Origin of the sequence: Streptomyces sp. NPDC048560, from assembly GCF_040650955.1 — a bacterium.
In the GTDB taxonomy this organism is placed as follows: domain Bacteria; phylum Actinomycetota; class Actinomycetes; order Streptomycetales; family Streptomycetaceae; genus Streptomyces.
The window spans coordinates 985,353-1,001,792 of the sequence record NZ_JBEZIJ010000001.1 but is presented as its reverse complement, the minus strand read 5'-3'; the positions used below and the strand labels follow the sequence as shown (position 1 = coordinate 1,001,792).

Here is a 16,440-nt window from a genome sequence, read left to right as displayed (position 1 = left end):
CGAAGGCTCGCCTGACGGTCACTTCACACTTCCCGCCGTCAGTCCCGCCTTCCAGTGCCGCTGCAGGGAGACGAAGGCGACGATCAGGGGGATGACGGCGAGGAGGGAGCCCGTGACGACGAGCGGGTAGAAGCTCGGCTCGCCATGGGTGTTGGTGTTCCAGGCGTACAGGCCGAGGCTCAGGGGGAAGAGCTCGCGGTCCGAGAGCATCACCAGGGGGAGGAAGAAGTTGTTCCAGATCGCGGTGAACTGGAAGAGGAAGACGGTCACGAAGCCCGGCATCACCATGCGCAGACCGATGGACCAGAAGGTGCGCAGCTCACCGGCCCCGTCGATCCGGGCGGCCTCCAGCGCCTCGTCGGGGATGTATCCCGTACAGAAGACCCGCGCGAGATACACGCCGAACGGGTTGACCAGTACGGGGATCAGCACCGACCAGTAGGTGTTGACCACCCCGGTCTTCGAGGCCAGGAGGTACATGGGCAGGGCGAGCGCGGTGGTCGGGACCAGCACGCCCATCAGGACCAGGCCGAACAGTTTCTCCTTGCCCCGGAAGTCGTACTTGTCGAAGGCGTAGCCGGCGGCCACGCAGATCAGGGAGCAGGCGAGCGCGCCGACGCCCGCGTAGAGCAGGCTGTTGACGTACCAGCGGAAGTAGATGCCGTCGCCGTAGGCGGCGAGGTCCGACAGGTTCTCGCCGAGGTTGAAGCCCTCGAAGGAGAAGGCGTTGCCCGCGAGCAGGTCGCCGGTGTCCTTCGTCGCCGCGGTGACCAGCCAGACGAGCGGGAAGAGCATGTAGAGGACGGCGAGCAGCAGGAAGCCGTTGACGGCGGTCTTCGACATCCAGCGGTTCGGGGGAGCTGAGGGGTTCATGCCTTCCTGCCCTTGCGTCCGGTGAAGCGGGTGACGACGAAGGACAGCAGCGCGGCGGTGAGGGCCAGCAGGATCGAGGCGGCGGCGGCGAGCCCGTAGTCGTTGCGTTCGAAGGCCGCGGTGTACGCGTACATGTTCGGCGTCCAGGTGGAGGAGACGGCGGAGCCGGTCCCCTTGGCGAGGATCAGCGGCTCGGTGAAGAGCTGGAGCGAGCCGATGACCGTGAACAGGGCGACCATCGCCACCGAGGCGCTGATCAGCGGCACCTTGATGGAGAAGGCGATCCGCCAGGCTCCCGCGCCGTCCACCGTGGCCGCTTCGAGTACGGAACGGTCGACGGCCTGGAGCGCGGCGTAGAAGATCACCATGTTGTAGCCGAGCCATTCCCACAGCGCGATGTTGACGACGGAGGGGAGTGCTCCCTCGGGGGAGAAGAAGTCGAAGCCGATCCCCCCGGCCTCCATCGCGCCGACCACCGGGCTGAGCTGGGGTGTGTAGAGGTAGACCCAGATCAGCGCGGCGATGATCCCCGGCACGGCGTGCGGGAGGAACAGCGCGAGCTGGAAGAACCGGCGGGCGCGGGCGAGGGCCGAGTCGAGCAGCAGGGCGAGTGCGAGGGCTCCGCCGACCATGAGCGGGATGTAGAGGAGGCAGTATCCGAGCAGGACGACGAAACCCTCGCGGAAGGCCCGGTCGCCCAGCGCCGCCGCGTAGTTGTCGAGGCCGCTGAAGACGGTCTCGGTGCCACCGAAGCCCAGACCGGACTGCTTCTCGGTGAACAGGCTGAGCCAGACCGCGTAACCGATCGGCACCACCATGACCACGGTGAACAGTGCGAAGAACGGGCCCAGCAGGACTGCGGCGGCTCTGGTTGTCCGGGCGCGCTTCATCAGCCGGCGTCCTCGACCTTCAGGCCGCGCTTCCTGAGCTCGGTGACCGTGGCGTCATGACCGGCCTTCACCGCTTCGGCGATGGTCGTGTCGCCGCTCGCGACCTTCCCGAACTGGTCCTTGATGACCGTGTTCGAGGTGCCGGTCGTCGGTCCCCAGGCCCAGTCGGGCCGGATGGACGTCGCCGCTCCCTCGAAGACCTGGTAGATGTCCGTGCCCCCGAAATAGCCGGCGTCGAAGGCCGCCTTGGCCACCGGACGCAGCGCGGTCGCGGCGGGGAAGGCGCTGGAGGTGCCGGACGCGATACGGGCCTTGACGCCTTCGGGCGTCGTCGACATCCAGGTGGCGAACTCGACCGCCGCCTCGGCCTTCTCGCTGTTCTTCGACACGGCGAAGGTGGACCCGCCGAGCATTCCGCTCGCCGGGGTTCCGTCCCAGCAGGGCATGGGCGCGACCGCCCACTTGCCGCTCTGCTCGGGCAGTGTGCCCTTCAGGACACCGGCTCCCCAGGCCGCTCCGAGGTAGCCGACCGTGCCGCCGCTCTTGAGCGAGTTGGTCCACTCCGGGCTGAACGAGGCGTTGGCCCTTATGAGGTCGTCGTCGATCAGACCCTGCCAGTAGCGGGCGGTCCTGGTCGTCGCCTCGTCGGTGGTGTTCACCTTCCAGGTGTCGCCCTCGGCCTTGTACCACTGGGCCCCCGCCTGCCATGCCATGGCCTGGAAGGTGGTGGGGTCGTCGGGGAAGAACGTGCCGATACGGGCCTTCCTGTCGGCCTGCTTGACCTTCTCGGCCGCCTTGCGGAAGTCGTCCCACGTGGTGGGGACCTCGACGCCGTACTTCTCGAACAGGTCCTTGCGGTAGTAGAACGCCTGCGGCGAGGCGTCGAAGGGGACGGCCCAGTTCTTGCCGCCGAGCGTGGTCAGTTCCACCGCCTGCGGCAGCAGCTTCTTCTTGATGTCGTCCGTGAGGTACTCGCTGATGTCCTGGACGGAGCCCTGGCTGACGAACTCGGGCAGCTGGGGGTACTCGATGCTGACGAGGTCGGGCGCGTTGCCCGCCTTCACCGCGTTGGAGATCTTGGCGTAGCCGCCCGCGTTCCCGGACGGGATCTCCTCGTAGACGACCCTGATGTCCTTGTGCGAGGCGTTGAACGCGTCGACGACCTCCTTCGATCCCTTCGCCCAGCCCCAGAAGGTGACGCTGACGGGCTTGCCGTCGCTTCCGGGTGCGGCTCCGTCCTCACCGCCGCCGCACGCCGTGAGAACGGCGAGGGCGGTGGCGGCACCGAGGATGACGTGGGACGTTCTGCTCCAACTGCGGCTCACGGCGAGGCTCCTGAACAGGCGGCGACATGGGGCGTTGGCCGTGATCCTTGAACCAGCCGTGACCGAAGTCAAGAGCGAAAGATTGATTGATCGAAAAAAGATCAGAACGGTTATGAACGGAAGAGGTCGACAAGGGAGCCGGAGGTGTGTCGCCAGGGGAGCCGGAGGTGTTACGTCAGGGGGTCCCCGCAGGAGCTGCGGACCCGGAGCTGCGGGAGCAGCGCCACGTGGCGGCGAGGCGGCGCGGTGGCGGTTTCCCCGGCCTCCGTGAGGCGTTCCACCAGCAGTTCCGTCGCATGTCTTCCCACCTCCCGCTTGGGCGGGGCCACGGCGGTGAGCGGGGTGTCGGCGAGCGCCGCCACCTCGTCGTCGTAGGCGATGAGCGCCAGGTCCCGGGGCACCTGCACCCCGAGTTCGGCCAGGCGCTGCACGACCTGGATGGCGTCCACGTCGTTGTGGATCAGGGCCGCGGTCGCGACCCCGGAGACGACCGACTCGCGCAGGGCCTGCACGGCCTCCTCGAAGGCGTCCGGCGCCTGGTCCGCCGGTACGGAACCGATCACGCCCTGCGGGGCGCGCAGCCCCATCACGGCGAGTGCCTCCTCGTACCCGGACCGCACCGCGACCGCCGTCGGCGAATCGGCGCGGGCCATAAGGAGCGGCGCCCCATGGCCCAGCCCCACCAGGTGCCGCAGGGCGAGCAGCACCCCGTGCCGGTGGTCCGAGCAGACCCGGTCGAGGGCGTCCAGCGGCGATCCGGCGGCGGGCTGCCGTTCGAGGAGCACCGTGGGCACGGGCAGCGAGGTGATCCAGTCGCCGTACGCCGCAGGGTCGCCGGGCCGCCGCCAGCCGGGCGCGACCAGCACGCCCTCCGCGCCGGCGGCGAGCAGGCCCTGCGTGCGGGCGTGGTCCTCCTCCGGCCGGTAGTCCGAGATCCGCAGGATCAGCCGTGCCCCGGCGCGGGCCGCGGCCTCGTGGGCCCCACGGATCACCTCGGCGAAGTAGTACGTCGCGGAGGGCGCGAGCATCCCGAGGATCAGCCCCCTGCCCGTACCGCCCAGGGCCTCGGACGTGGCGGCGTCACGGCCCTGCGGCCAGGAGACCGAACCGTGCACCCGGTCGAGCAGGCCCCGGCCCGCCAGGTCCTCCACGTCCCGGCGCACCGTGACGGGTGAGACACCCAGCTGGGAGGCGAGGTCCGAGACCCGGGCCGAGCCCCGGTCCCGCACCAGCCCCAGCAGGCGGTCATGACGTTCAGCGGCACTTTCGCGCATGGCAGCAGTCCCCTCGACTTGGTTCCCCGACCCTAGACCACATGATCGAATGACGAGAGTTTCGATCATTCAAACGCGCAGCGTGACGTTCGATCGGTCCGAGTCCAGGATTCCGGCGGCGGTGCCGGTCCGCATTCGACTCCGACTCTTCGTACGGAGGAATTGTGAGACATCGCCTCACGCCGCGGTGCTCGCTGCGCCGACAACCTCCGCTTCCGGTCCGAGGGGGAACCGGTCGCGCCCGTCGCCTCGGAAGGCCCGGCCCTCCGTGCCCCGTTACCGAGGCCCGTACTTGCGGCCGGTCCTGGAGGTGACCCCGCCGAGCAGGCTGCGGGGCGTCACCTTCACCAGCCCCATCAGCGCCTTGTACCGGGCATCCGGAATCGACACCGTCCGGCCGCGCGCCAGATCCGACAGCGCGCTCGTCACCAGCTTGTCCGCGTCGAGCCACATCCAGCCCGGGATGCTGCCCGTCCCCATACCGGCGCGCTGGTGGAACTCCGTCCGCACGAACCCGGGGCAGAGTGCCATCAGCCGCACGCCCGAACCCGACAGGTCCTTCGCCGCCCCCTGGGTGAACTGCACGACCCACGCCTTGGACGCCCCGTACGTCCCGCGCGGCACGAACGCCGCGACCGACGCCACGTTGATCACTCCGCCGCGTCCCCGCTCCTTCATGCCTGTCGCGGCGGCGGACGTCAGCCGCAGCACCGCCTCGCAGTGCACCTTCAGCATCGTCAGCTCATCGGCCATGGGGACCTCCAGGTAGCGCCCCTTGTTGCCGAAGCCGGCGTTGTTCACCAGGAGGTCCACCGCCTGGCGGCGGTCACCGAGGCGGGCCTCGACCGCCGCGATCCCCTTGTCCTCGGACAGGTCGGCGGTCAGGACCTCGGCCTCGATGCCGTGCCGGTCGTGCAGTTCGGTGGCCTGGACCCGCAGCCGCTCGGTGTCACGGGCCACCAGGACCAGGTTGTGCCCCTCGCCCGCGAGCCGCCGTGCGAAGGCGGCCCCGATCCCCGCCGTCGCGCCCGTAATCAGTGCTGTCGTCATAGGCGGCACGTTAGTGCCCCACGTGCGCGGCCGGTCGACCCGCCCGCGCGCGTGGGACGGGTCGGGGCGCCTGCCGGGCCGTCAGTTGTCGGCCCCCTGCTTCCGCACGTAGGCCCGCGCGTCGCGCAGGGCCTCCGGGTGCAGTGCGTCTCCGGCCGCCGGCAGCCGGGACAGCAGTGTCCGCTCGGTCGTGAGGGCCCGGAACACCAGGGACACGGTGACGTCGTGGTCCGGCCGGTGCACGATCTCGACCGGGTCCCCGGCACGTATCGTCCCCGGCTCGATGACCCGCAGATAGGCGCCGGGCGCCGCCTGTGCGGTGAACCGCTTCACCCAGCCCTTCTCGCCGAGGTGGCCCGCGAACGTACGGCACGGAATGCGGCCCGTGGTGACCTCCAGGACGAGGCCCGGGCCGATCCTCCAGCGCTCCCCGATCCTGGCCCCGCTCACATCGATGCCCCGGGTCGTGAGGTTCTCGCCGAACGCGCCGTTGGCCACCTGCCGGCCGAGCACGGTCTCCCAGGCGTCGAGCTCCTCGCGCGCGAAGGCGTACACCGCCTGGTCGGTGCCGCCGTGATGCCGCAGATCGCACACCGCGTCCCCGGCCAGACCACTGCCCCCCGTCCCCTTCGGCCCGGGGTCCGACACGTGCACGGGGCCGTCGGCCGGGTGTTTGTCGATCCCGGTGACGCCCCCGGGGCCATTGGTGTGCTCGGACGCCTTGGGGCGGCCCACATTCACGGTCAGCAGCTTCATGCCGGACACGCTAGCGAGTGGTCACTCAAAGTTGCACGCCAATTATCCTCGCCTTCCCCAAGAGTCGCTTATGGTGGACAGGTGATCGAAGCCCGGCATCTCCGAGTCCTGCGCGCCGTGTCGACGACCGGTTCGTTCTCCGCCGCCGCGCGCGAGCTGGGCTGCACCCAGCCCGCCGTCAGCCAGCAGATGAAGGCGCTGGAGGCGTCGGCGGGCACCACCCTGCTCATCAGGACGGGCCGCGAGATGAGGCTGACCCAGGCGGGCGAGGCCCTCGTGCGCCATGCGTCCGGCATTCTCGCCGGGCTGACCGCCGCCGAGGAGGAGGTCGCCGCGATCGCCGGACTGCGGGCGGGCCGGGTCCGGCTCGTCTCGTTCCCCAGTGGCAGTTCCACCCTCGTCCCGGGCGCACTCGCCGCCCTGCGCGCGGCCCACCCGGGCACCCGGGTCTCGCTCGTCGAGGCGGAGCCGCCGCGCTCGGTGGAGATGCTCCGGGACGGCGACTGCGACATCGCGCTGGCCTTCCGGTACGGGGCGCCCGGCGGTGAGTGGGACGACCTGGTCGTGCGGCCCCTGCTGGCCGACCGGCTGATCGGACTGGTCCCCGAGGGGCACCGGCTGGCGGACGCGGAGGCCGTGGGCATCGGGGAACTCGCCGACGAGCCGTGGATCGCGGGCTGCCCGCGCTGCCGCCGCCAGCTCGTGGAGGTCTGCGAGGCGTCCGGCTTCACCCCCAGGATCGACTTCGCCACCGACGACTACCCGGCGGTGATCGGACTGGTGGGAGCGGGGCTCGGGGTGGCCGTCCTGCCCGAGCTGGCCATCGAGTCGGTACGCCCGAAGGGGGCCCGGACCGTCACCGTCGAACCGCCCATCGAACGCGAGATCGTCGCGCTGACCCTCCCGGACCTGGCCCAGGTCCCCGCGGTGGCCGCCACCCTGGACGAGCTCTCCCGGGCCGCCGCACGCTGAAGCGGGCAGCACCGGTCGCGCCCGGGGCTGCCCGCTTCGGTGGGTGTGTGGGGAACTACCTATGAAGAAACGTTTCTCTGTCGGCTGGGAGCGTCGGGTGTCAGGCGTGATCGGGGCCGGCCCCGGCGCTTGAGTGCGCCGCGGTGATCAGCCGGTTGCGCGCCCTGCCCATGAGCTCTTCGCGCTCGTCCTCGGTCAGGCCGCCCCACACTCCGTAGGGCTCCCGTACCGCCAGTGCGTGTGCCGCGCACTCCGCCCGTACCGGGCAGCGCATGCACACCTCTTTCGCCGAGGTCTCGCGAGCGCTCCGGGCCGCCCCGCGCTCACCCTCCGGGTGGAAGAAGAGTGAGCTGTCGACCCCTCGGCAGGCGGCCAGGAGCTGCCAGTCCCACAGATCTGCATTGGGTCCGGGAAGGCGGGAGAAATCTGCCATTGCTTGTCCCCTCGAAACCGTGCTGAGTCGGAAACGGCATCCTCGACCGTTGTGGATCGTCGGTGACCGGAGTCCCGACCGTACATCTACGGTGTTAGTAGATGTAAATATGACTGATTGCGAATCTAGCCACAGACACCCGTAAAAGGGAAGAAAATCCGCTAAATGGGGCATACCTTCGGGTGAAGTTTCGGTTGACGCTTGGATGATCTGCGCCGTTCTCCTCCGTGTGCGGACACTCACGTAGAGTGCCGAACTCGACGTTCCCACCCGTAACTCTTTCGAGTGACCATCGTTGAGTGTGCGGAGGCGGTTGACGAAGAACGAGCTCGGGCAGATGTCCGAGGGGGTCAACCGCACAGGTGACGACTTGTATCAGCCTGGAGGCTCAAGGTGACGCGCATCAGCTGCGGAGGACGGTCATGACATCCGTCCTCGTCTGCGACGACTCCCCGCTTGCCCGAGAAGCGCTCCGCCGCGCGGTTGCCACCGTGCCCGGTGTCGAGCGCGTGACGACGGCGGCCAACGGCGAGGAAGTTCTCCGCCGCTGGGGAGCCGATCGTTCGGATCTGATTCTGATGGACGTACGTATGCCCGGTCTGGGGGGTGTGGAGACGGTCCGGCGGCTGCTGTCCGCAGACCCGGGGGCCCGGATCATCATGCTGACCGTCGCCGAGGACCTCGACGGTGTCGCGCTGGCGGTCGCCGCGGGTGCCCGCGGGTATCTGCACAAGGACGCCTCGCGCGCCGAGCTGCGGGCCACCGTGACGCAGGCCCTGGCCGACCCGACCTGGCGGCTGGCTCCGCGCAGGCTGCGGTCCGCCGAGATGGGTGCGGCGCCGACGCTCACCGCGCGTGAGATCCAGGTGCTCGAAGGCATGAGCCACGGCCGGTCCAACGCCGAGATCGGGCGCGAGCTGTTCCTCTCGGAGGACACGGTGAAGACGCACGCGAGGCGCCTCTTCAAGAAGCTCGGAGCCTCGGACCGCGCACACGCCGTGGCACTCGGCTTCCGCTGGGGTCTCGTCCGCTGACACCTGGCCACGGCCGGCGGCCGAGCCATCCCCCGTCCGCGCACCGGCGGGCGGGGTGACGGGGACCGCGGGGCGGCGGGCCTGGGATCCAGCCCCTCCGACCAGCGATATGTGACGCTTCCCGGCCGATGCCGCATCCTTGAGACGTGGAGTTCCTCGGGAACGATTCGGTCGAGCGGAAGGGGAGGGCGCAGGACATGACATCCGGCGCACCCGCTCATAACGCTTCGGTGCACAACTCAGGACGCGGTGCCGCAGATCCGGCGGCACCAAGGCACCATGGTTCGATGCGCGACGACGAGACGACGGTGATCGGTGCACTGGTGCACCGTGCCGTCGACGGCGACGCGCAGGCCACCCACGACCTGCTGGCCCATGTCCACCCCCTCGCGCTGCGCTACTGCAGGTCCCGGCTGAACCGGCTTCCCGGTGATGCCCGTCACTTCGTGGAGGACCTGGCGCAGGAGGTCTGTGTCGCGGTGCTGATGGCGCTGCCGCGGTACAAGGACACCGGCAGACCCTTCGAGGCATTCGTCTTCGCCATCGCGGGCCACAAGGTCGCCGACCTCCAGCGTGCCGCCATGCGGCACCCCGGATCGACGGCCGTGCCCTCCGACGAGATGCCGGAGCGGCCCGACGACTCGCTCGGCCCCGAGGAGCGCGCCCTGCTCAGCAGTGACGCGGCCTGGGCCAAGAAGCTGCTGGCCAACCTCCCGGAGAACCAGCGCGAGCTGCTGGTCCTGCGGGTCGCGGTCGGACTGACGGCCGAGGAGACCGGACAGATGCTGGGGATGTCCCCGGGAGCCGTCCGTGTCGCCCAACACCGCGCGCTGAGCAGGCTGCGCGCCCTCGCGGGGCAGTAGGCGCCTCCCGGCCGCGCGCACGTAGGAACGTACAGAACCGCTTACCGATCTTGATCGTGGAATGAGACACCCCGGAAGCCCGTTAGCATGGACATCCGCACCGATCAAGGCCATTTGGGGAAGGTGTCATGACTGCAAACGTCGACGGAGTGCCCGAGAAATTCGCGACGCTCGGGCTGACATACGACGACGTGCTGCTGCTGCCGGGCGCGTCCGACATGGCGCCCGATCAGATCGACACTTCCTCGTACATCTCGAAGAACGTCCGGGTGAACATCCCGCTGCTCTCCGCGGCGATGGACAAGGTCACCGAGGCGCGCATGGCCATCGCCATGGCGCGGCAGGGCGGCGCGGGCGTTCTGCACCGCAACCTCTCCATCGCCGACCAGGCCAACCAGGTCGACCTGGTGAAGCGCTCCGAGTCCGGCATGGTCACCGACCCGATCACGGTGCACCCGGACGCGACGCTGCTGGAGGCCAACGACCTCTGCGCCAAGTTCCGCATCAGCGGCGTCCCGGTCACCGACGCGGCGGGCAAGCTCCTCGGCATCGTCACCAACCGTGACATGGCCTTCGAGCCGGACCGTACGCGCCAGGTGCGCGAGGTCATGACGCCCATGCCGCTGGTCACGGGCAAGGTCGGCATCTCCGGCGTGGACGCCATGGAGCTGCTGCGCCGCCACAAGATCGAGAAGCTTCCGCTGGTCGACGACCACGGAATCCTCAAGGGCCTCATCACAGTCAAGGACTTCGTCAAGGCCGAGAAGTACCCGAACGCGGCCAAGGACAAGGGTGGCCGGCTGCTGGTCGGCGCCGCCGTAGGCGTCGCGGGCGACGCCTACGAGAGGGCCCAGGCGCTCGTCGAGGCGGGCGTCGACTTCATCGTCGTCGACACCGCCCACGGTCACTCCCGGCTCGTCGGCGACATGGTCGCCAAGATCAAGTCGAACTCCTCGGTCGACGTCATCGGCGGCAACATCGCCACCCGTGACGGCGCCCAGGCCCTGATCGACGCAGGCGTCGACGGCATCAAGGTCGGCGTCGGCCCCGGCTCCATCTGCACCACCCGTGTGGTCGCCGGCATCGGTGTCCCGCAGGTCACCGCGATCTACGAGGCGTCCCTCGCCGCCAAGGCTGCGGGCGTCCCGGTCATCGGTGACGGCGGCCTCCAGTACTCCGGCGACATCGCCAAGGCCCTCGTGGCCGGCGCCGACACCGTGATGCTCGGCTCGCTGCTCGCGGGCTGCGAGGAGTCCCCGGGCGAGCTGCTCTTCATCAACGGCAAGCAGTTCAAGTCGTACCGCGGCATGGGTTCGCTCGCCGCGATGCAGACCCGTGGCGACCGCAAGTCGTTCTCGAAGGACCGTTACTTCCAGGAGGGCGTCGCCTCCGACGAGAAGCTCGTCCCCGAGGGCATCGAGGGCCAGGTCCCCTACCGGGGCCCGCTCTCCGCGGTCGTCCACCAGCTCACCGGCGGTCTGCGCCAGTCGATGTTCTACGTCGGCGGCCGGACGGTGCCCGAGCTCCAGAACAACGGCCGTTTCGTACGGATCACGTCGGCGGGTCTCAAGGAGAGCCACCCGCACGACATCCAGATGACCGTCGAGGCGCCGAACTACAGCAGGAAGTAGCCGCACCGTCGCCCGAGGGGCGGCCCCGGGGGTTCCCGGGGCCGCCCCTCCGACGTGTGTCGGGGATACTGGCAGTGCAGACGTAGAGGGAAAGGCCACACCATCGTGACTGAGATCGAGATCGGGCGCGGCAAGCGCGGCCGCCGGGCGTACGCATTCGACGACATCGCCGTCGTTCCGAGCCGTCGTACGCGGGACCCGAAGGAGGTCTCGATCGCCTGGCAGATCGACGCCTACCGGTTCGAGCTGCCGTTCCTGGCCGCCCCCATGGACTCCGTGGTGTCCCCGCAGCACGCCATCAGGATCGGCGAGCTCGGCGGCCTGGGCGTCCTCAACCTGGAAGGGCTGTGGACCCGGCACACCGACCCGCAGCCGCTCCTCGACGAGATCGCGGAGATGCCGGTCGAGTCCGCGACCCGCCGCCTCCAGGAGATCTACTCCGCTCCGATCCAGGAGGAGCTGATCGGGCAGCGCATCAAGGAGGTGCGCGATTCCGGTGTCGTCACCGCCGCCGCGCTCTCCCCGCAGCGCACCGCGCAGTTCTCCAAGGCGGTCGTCGACGCGGGTGTCGACATCTTCGTCATCCGCGGCACGACGGTCTCCGCCGAGCACGTCTCGGGCGCGGCCGAGCCGCTGAACCTTAAGCAGTTCATCTACGAGCTGGACGTCCCGGTGATCGTCGGCGGCTGCGCCACGTACACCGCGGCACTCCACCTCATGCGCACCGGCGCGGCCGGTGTCCTCGTCGGCTTCGGCGGCGGCGCGGCGCACACCACGCGCAACGTCTTCGGCATCCAGGTCCCCATGGCGACCGCGGTCGCCGATGTGGCCGGGGCCCGTCGCGACTACATGGACGAGTCGGGCGGCCGGTACGTGCACGTGATCGCGGACGGTGGCGTCGGCTGGTCCGGCGACATCCCGAAGGCCGTCGCCTGTGGCGCGGACGCCGTGATGATGGGCTCCCCGCTGGCCCGTGCGACGGACGCGCCCGGTCGCGGCCGGCACTGGGGCATGGAGGCCGTCCACGAGGACGTGCCGCGCGGCAAGCTGGTGGACCTGGGCTCCGTCGGGACGACGGAGGAGGTCCTCACGGGCCCCTCGCACACCCCTGACGGCTCCATGAACATCTTCGGCGCCCTGCGCCGCGCGATGGCCACCACGGGCTACAGCGACCTCAAGGAGTTCCAGCGCGTCGAGGTGACGGTGGCGGACTCGCAGCACCGCCGCTGACCCACCCCGGACACCCGGGTACGCATGACGGGAGGGCCCGGACCACCGTGTGGTCCGGGCCCTCCCGTCATGCGTACCGCAGGGCGACTAGTCGGCCTTGCGGGCGCCACCGATCGCGGCGATCGGACCGAGGGCGAGGAAGAGGTACGTCATGAAGTCGGCCTCCTCGTTCCAGATCTTGGTCACGTCGCCGAAGTGGTCGAAGAAGACACCGGAGAACGACAGGCCGGACGCCTCCGCCAGGATCATCGACATGCCGACGAGCTGACCGAGGTAGACGGCGCCGATGGCGAAGACGGCACCGGCGCCGATGACGACCGGGTTGCTGCCGCCGACCTTGGCCGCCGCGAAGCCGATGAGGAAGCCGACGCCGACCGCCGCGTAGCCGACCTCGCGCTCGATGGAGCCGGCGAGGACGCCGTAGAGGATGGCCGCGACGACGGCGGTGCCGAGCGCCGTCAGGATGCCGAGGGCGAGGTTGTCGCGGGCCGGGGGCGCCGGGGCGAACGGGACGCCGCCGCCGAACTGGCCGGGCTGCTGCTCGCCCGCGAACGGGTTGCCGGTCGGCGCGCCGGGCTGGGCGGGCTGCTGGGCGTACGGGTTGCCGTCGGACGGCTGGCCGCCGTAGGGCTGCTGCGGCGGGTTCGGCGGCACGGGCTGGCTCATGGTGGATCTTCCCCCTGGGACGAAAGCGCACGGCTGTGCGAGAAGTGACGCCGCAGGCTAGCAGTCCACTCGGACATCGCCCACCGAAATCCCTTGCGGGAATTGGGCGGGCGGCCTGTCTCAGAGCCGGTGCGCCGCCCCTGCCGGGGTTGCTCCCCGGGTGTCCAGGAGGAGTTGGGCCTTCACCGCGAGGCCCTGCAGGTCGTAGGTGCGGTGGTGCTGGAGAAGCACCGTCAGGTCGGCGGCCGCCGCGGCCTCGTACAGCGAGTCGGCGCGGGGGACGGGCAGTTCGCGCACGCGCCAGTCCAGGACGTGGGGGTCGTGGTAGCCGATCTGGGCGCCCATGTCCATGAGCCGGCCCGCGATCTCGCGGGCGGGTGAAGCCTCCTGGTCGGCGAGGTCCGGCTTGTACGTGACGCCGAGGAGCAGCACGCGGGCGCCCCGGACGGACTTGCCGTGTTCGTTCAGGAGGGTGGCGCAGCGCTGGATCACGTACTGGGGCATCCGGTCGTTGATCTCCTGGGCGAGCGAGACCATGCGCAACGGATGGCCGGGGGTGCGGCTGTTGTAGGGGAGGTAGCCGGGGTCCACGGGGGTGCCGTGGCCGCCGACGCCGGGGCCGGGGCGGAAGGGCTGGAAGCCGAAGGGCTTGGTCTCCGCGCACCTGATGACGTCCCAGAAGTCGACTCCGAGGTCGTGGCAGAGCACGGCCATCTCGTTGACCAGGGCGATGTTGACGTGCCGGAAGTTGGTCTCCAGCACCTTGGTCATCTCCGCCTCGCGCGGTCCCCGGGCCCGGACGACCTTGTCGGTGAGCCGGCCGTAGAACGCGGCTGCCGACTCGGTGCACGCCGGGGTGAGGCCGCCGATCACCTTCGGGGTGTTGGCGTAGACGTGCGTGCGGCTGCCGGGGTCCAGGCGGCTGGGGGAGCAGGCGAGGTGGAAGTCGCGTCCGGCGCGCAGCCCCGAGCCCTCTTCCAGGAGGGGCCGCAGGAAGTTCTCGGTGGTGCCGGGGGGCACGGCCGATTCGAGCAGCACCGTGGTGTGGGGGCGCAGCCGGGCGGCCAGCGCGCGGGCCGCGTCGCCGAGGGCGCCGAGGTCCAGGGTGCGGTCCGCGCCGAGGGGTGTGGGGGCGCAGATGACGGCGGTGCGGACGCGCCCGAGCTCGGCCGGGTTGGTGGTGGGGCGGAATCCTCCGGAGAGCATCCGGCGGATGTCCGAGGCGGTGAGCGAGCCCTCGACGGGGCTGCGGCCCGCCGAGAGTTCGGCGAAGGGCCGCGGATCGGTGTCGTAGCCGACGGTCTGGATGCCCGCTGCCGTGGCGGCTTGGGCGAGGGGCAGGCCGAGATGACCGAGTCCGATGACAGCGAGGTCTGCGGGCATGTGGAGGGTCGTCCTTCCCTAGGGCCTGTCCGGCGGATCACGGCCGGGGTCTGTCCGGCGGAGATGAGGGTCGGACGCGCCCTAAGACCATGAGGCTGGAAAGCGCAACTGCTGGGGACAGCGCAATGTCAGACTAAGCGTAAATATGACCTATATGTCGCATTGTGTGACGTCAGTCGCCGGGGTGTTGTCCACAGGCGGTGGCTGAAGTCGCGGTCCGCGGACAGAATCGAGTGGTGGGCACAGCCGGGCCGGCACGAGTGGCGGCCCGCGCACCGTGCCGGACACCCGATCTACCGGGAGGCAGCAGTGAGGACAGCGACACTGGGACCCGCCGAGCGTGTCGAGGCGCTCGCGGCGATGGCCGAGCGCGAGTTGGACGTGCTGGTCGTGGGCGCGGGTGTGGTCGGCGCCGGGACCGCGCTGGACGCGGCAACCAGAGGGCTCTCGACCGGGCTGGTCGAGGCGCGCGACTGGGCGTCCGGCACGTCGAGCAGGTCGAGCAAGCTGATCCACGGCGGACTGCGCTATCTGGAGATGCTCGACTTCGCGCTGGTACGGGAGGCGCTCAAGGAGCGCGGACTGCTGCTGGAACGGCTGGCGCCGCACCTGGTGAAGCCGGTGCCTTTCCTCTACCCCTTGCAGCACAAGGGCTGGGAGCGGCTGTACGCGGGCTCGGGCGTGGCCCTGTACGACGCGATGTCCGTGTCCTCCGGGCACGGCCGGGGGCTGCCCACCCACCGGCACCTCTCCCGCCGCCAGGCCCTGCGGGTCGCCCCCGCGCTGAAGAAGGACGCCCTGGTCGGGGCGCTGCAGTACTACGACGCCCAGATGGACGACGCCCGCTACGTGGCCACCCTGGTGCGCACCGCCGCGGTCTACGGCGCACACGCGGCGAACCGGGCGCGTGTCATCGGATTCCTCCGTGAGGGGGAACGGGTCGTCGGGGCCCGCGTGGAGGACGTCGAGGCCGGTGGCGTCTACGAGATCAGGGCCAAACAGGTGGTGAACGCGACCGGGGTGTGGACGGACGACACCCAGGCGCTGATCGGGGAGCGCGGACAGTTCCACGTGCGCGCGTCCAAGGGCATCCACCTGGTCGTGCCGAAGGACCGCATCCACTCCTCGACCGGACTGATCCTGCGGACCGAGAAGTCCGTCCTGTTCGTCATCCCGTGGGGCCGGCACTGGATCGTCGGCACGACGGACACCGAATGGGACCTGGACAAGACGCACCCGGCCGCGTCCAGCGCCGATATCGATTATCTGCTCGAGCATGTGAACTCCGTGCTGGCCACGCCCCTGACCAGGGACGACGTGCAGGGCGTCTACGCGGGTCTGAGGCCGCTGCTGGCCGGTGAGTCGGACGCCACCAGCAAGCTGTCGCGCGAGCACACGGTGGCGCACCCGCTGCCCGGGCTCGTCGTCGTCGCGGGCGGCAAGTACACGACGTACCGGGTGATGGCGAAGGACGCGGTGGACGAGGCGGTGCACGGGCTCGACCAGCGGGTGGCGGACTGTGTCACCGAGGACGTTCCGCTGCTCGGCGCCGAGGGATACCGGGCCCTGTGGAACGCGCGGGCGAGGATCGCGGCCCGGACGGGTCTGCACGTCGCCCGGCTGGAGCATCTCCTCAACCGTTACGGCTCGCTGACCGAGGAACTCCTCGACCTGATCGAGGCCGACCCCTCTCTGGGCCAACCGCTTCCGGCCGCGGACGACTACCTGCGCGCCGAGATCGTCTACGCCGCCTCGCACGAAGGGGCCCGTCACCTCGACGACGTACTCACACGGCGTACCCGCATCTCCATCGAGACCTTCGACCGGGGCACCCGCAGCGCACGGCTCTGTGCCGAACTGATGGCGCCGGTGCTGGGCTGGGACTCCGGCCAGATCGACCGGGAGGTCGAGCACTACGAGAAGCGGGTGGAGGCGGAACGGGAGTCGCAGCGCCAGCCGGACGACCAGACGGCGGACGCGGCGCGGCTGGGAGCGCCCGACATCGTGCCCATCTAGGACAGGCAGGCCGTCGGGGCGTCAGCCGCCGCCTCCGTGGCCCC

15 protein-coding genes are annotated in these 16,440 nt (G+C 70.1%); 6 read left to right on the top strand and 9 right to left on the bottom strand.

The window, feature by feature from the left end:
• Positions 1 to 18: 18 nt before the first annotated feature.
• The 6 genes from AB0C82_RS04375 to AB0C82_RS04350 all read right to left on the bottom strand — a co-directional run bounded on the left by AB0C82_RS04375 (position 19) and on the right by AB0C82_RS04350 (position 6,168).
• Complete coding sequence (locus tag AB0C82_RS04375) at positions 19 to 873, bottom strand: carbohydrate ABC transporter permease (RefSeq protein WP_362836142.1); 855 nt, start codon at positions 871 to 873, stop codon at positions 19 to 21.
• Positions 870 to 1,763: a sugar ABC transporter permease gene (locus tag AB0C82_RS04370; RefSeq protein WP_362836140.1), complete on the bottom strand. Its 894-nt coding sequence runs from the start codon at positions 1,761 to 1,763 to the stop codon at positions 870 to 872. Before AB0C82_RS04370 ends, AB0C82_RS04375 begins: the two co-directional genes overlap by 4 nt.
• Positions 1,763 to 3,088: a sugar ABC transporter substrate-binding protein gene (locus AB0C82_RS04365; protein ID WP_362836138.1), complete on the bottom strand. Its 1,326-nt coding sequence runs from the start codon at positions 3,086 to 3,088 to the stop codon at positions 1,763 to 1,765. The genes AB0C82_RS04370 and AB0C82_RS04365 overlap by 1 nt, the downstream gene beginning before the upstream one ends.
• Positions 3,089 to 3,258: 170 nt before the next feature.
• Positions 3,259 to 4,362, bottom strand: a complete 1,104-nt coding sequence (locus AB0C82_RS04360) for a substrate-binding domain-containing protein (protein ID WP_362836136.1) — start codon at positions 4,360 to 4,362, stop codon at positions 3,259 to 3,261.
• A gap of 276 nt (positions 4,363 to 4,638) precedes the next feature.
• Complete coding sequence (locus AB0C82_RS04355) at positions 4,639 to 5,412, bottom strand: SDR family oxidoreductase (RefSeq protein WP_362836134.1); 774 nt, start codon at positions 5,410 to 5,412, stop codon at positions 4,639 to 4,641.
• 81 nt (positions 5,413 to 5,493) lie between these two features.
• Positions 5,494 to 6,168 (bottom strand): MOSC domain-containing protein, encoded by a 675-nt coding sequence (locus tag AB0C82_RS04350; protein WP_362836132.1) that lies wholly within the window; start codon positions 6,166 to 6,168, stop codon positions 5,494 to 5,496.
• Between the two features lie 81 nt (positions 6,169 to 6,249).
• On the opposite strand from AB0C82_RS04350, the gene AB0C82_RS04345 reads away from it, so the two are divergent.
• Positions 6,250 to 7,140, top strand: a complete 891-nt coding sequence (locus tag AB0C82_RS04345; protein WP_362836130.1) for a LysR family transcriptional regulator — start codon at positions 6,250 to 6,252, stop codon at positions 7,138 to 7,140.
• Positions 7,141 to 7,240: 100 nt separating this feature from the next.
• Here the strand turns inward: AB0C82_RS04345 and AB0C82_RS04340 are convergent, their stop codons facing one another.
• Positions 7,241 to 7,573, bottom strand: a complete 333-nt coding sequence (locus tag AB0C82_RS04340) for a WhiB family transcriptional regulator (RefSeq protein ID WP_362836128.1) — start codon at positions 7,571 to 7,573, stop codon at positions 7,241 to 7,243.
• A gap of 422 nt (positions 7,574 to 7,995) precedes the next feature.
• On the opposite strand from AB0C82_RS04340, the gene AB0C82_RS04335 reads away from it, so the two are divergent.
• The 4 genes from AB0C82_RS04335 to AB0C82_RS04320 all read left to right on the top strand — a co-directional run bounded on the left by AB0C82_RS04335 (position 7,996) and on the right by AB0C82_RS04320 (position 12,331).
• Entirely contained in the window at positions 7,996 to 8,607 is a 612-nt protein-coding gene (locus tag AB0C82_RS04335) for a response regulator transcription factor (RefSeq protein ID WP_003948568.1), read from the top strand.
• 287 nt (positions 8,608 to 8,894) lie between these two features.
• Positions 8,895 to 9,470, top strand: a complete 576-nt coding sequence (locus AB0C82_RS04330; RefSeq protein ID WP_056796454.1) for a sigma-70 family RNA polymerase sigma factor — start codon at positions 8,895 to 8,897, stop codon at positions 9,468 to 9,470.
• A gap of 128 nt (positions 9,471 to 9,598) precedes the next feature.
• A complete protein-coding gene (guaB, locus tag AB0C82_RS04325; RefSeq protein WP_362836126.1) occupies positions 9,599 to 11,101 on the top strand; it encodes an IMP dehydrogenase in 1,503 nt (500 codons plus the stop codon).
• 105 nt (positions 11,102 to 11,206) lie between these two features.
• A complete protein-coding gene (locus tag AB0C82_RS04320; protein ID WP_362836124.1) occupies positions 11,207 to 12,331 on the top strand; it encodes a GuaB3 family IMP dehydrogenase-related protein in 1,125 nt (374 codons plus the stop codon).
• Positions 12,332 to 12,418: 87 nt separating this feature from the next.
• Here AB0C82_RS04320 and AB0C82_RS04315 read toward each other — a convergent pair whose 3' ends face one another.
• Together AB0C82_RS04315 and AB0C82_RS04310 are read right to left on the bottom strand one after the other, a co-directional pair.
• The gene (locus AB0C82_RS04315) at positions 12,419 to 12,997 is read right to left on the bottom strand and encodes a hypothetical protein (RefSeq protein ID WP_362836122.1); all 579 of its coding nucleotides are present in this window, start codon (positions 12,995 to 12,997) and stop codon (positions 12,419 to 12,421) included.
• A 120-nt stretch (positions 12,998 to 13,117) separates the two neighbouring features.
• Positions 13,118 to 14,380, bottom strand: a complete 1,263-nt coding sequence (locus tag AB0C82_RS04310) for a nucleotide sugar dehydrogenase (RefSeq protein ID WP_362836120.1) — start codon at positions 14,378 to 14,380, stop codon at positions 13,118 to 13,120.
• A 309-nt stretch (positions 14,381 to 14,689) separates the two neighbouring features.
• Between AB0C82_RS04310 and AB0C82_RS04305 the strand changes: the two genes are divergently transcribed.
• Positions 14,690 to 16,396, top strand: a complete 1,707-nt coding sequence (locus tag AB0C82_RS04305; RefSeq protein WP_362836118.1) for a glycerol-3-phosphate dehydrogenase/oxidase — start codon at positions 14,690 to 14,692, stop codon at positions 16,394 to 16,396.
• The last annotated feature ends 44 nt before the right edge of the window (positions 16,397 to 16,440 follow it).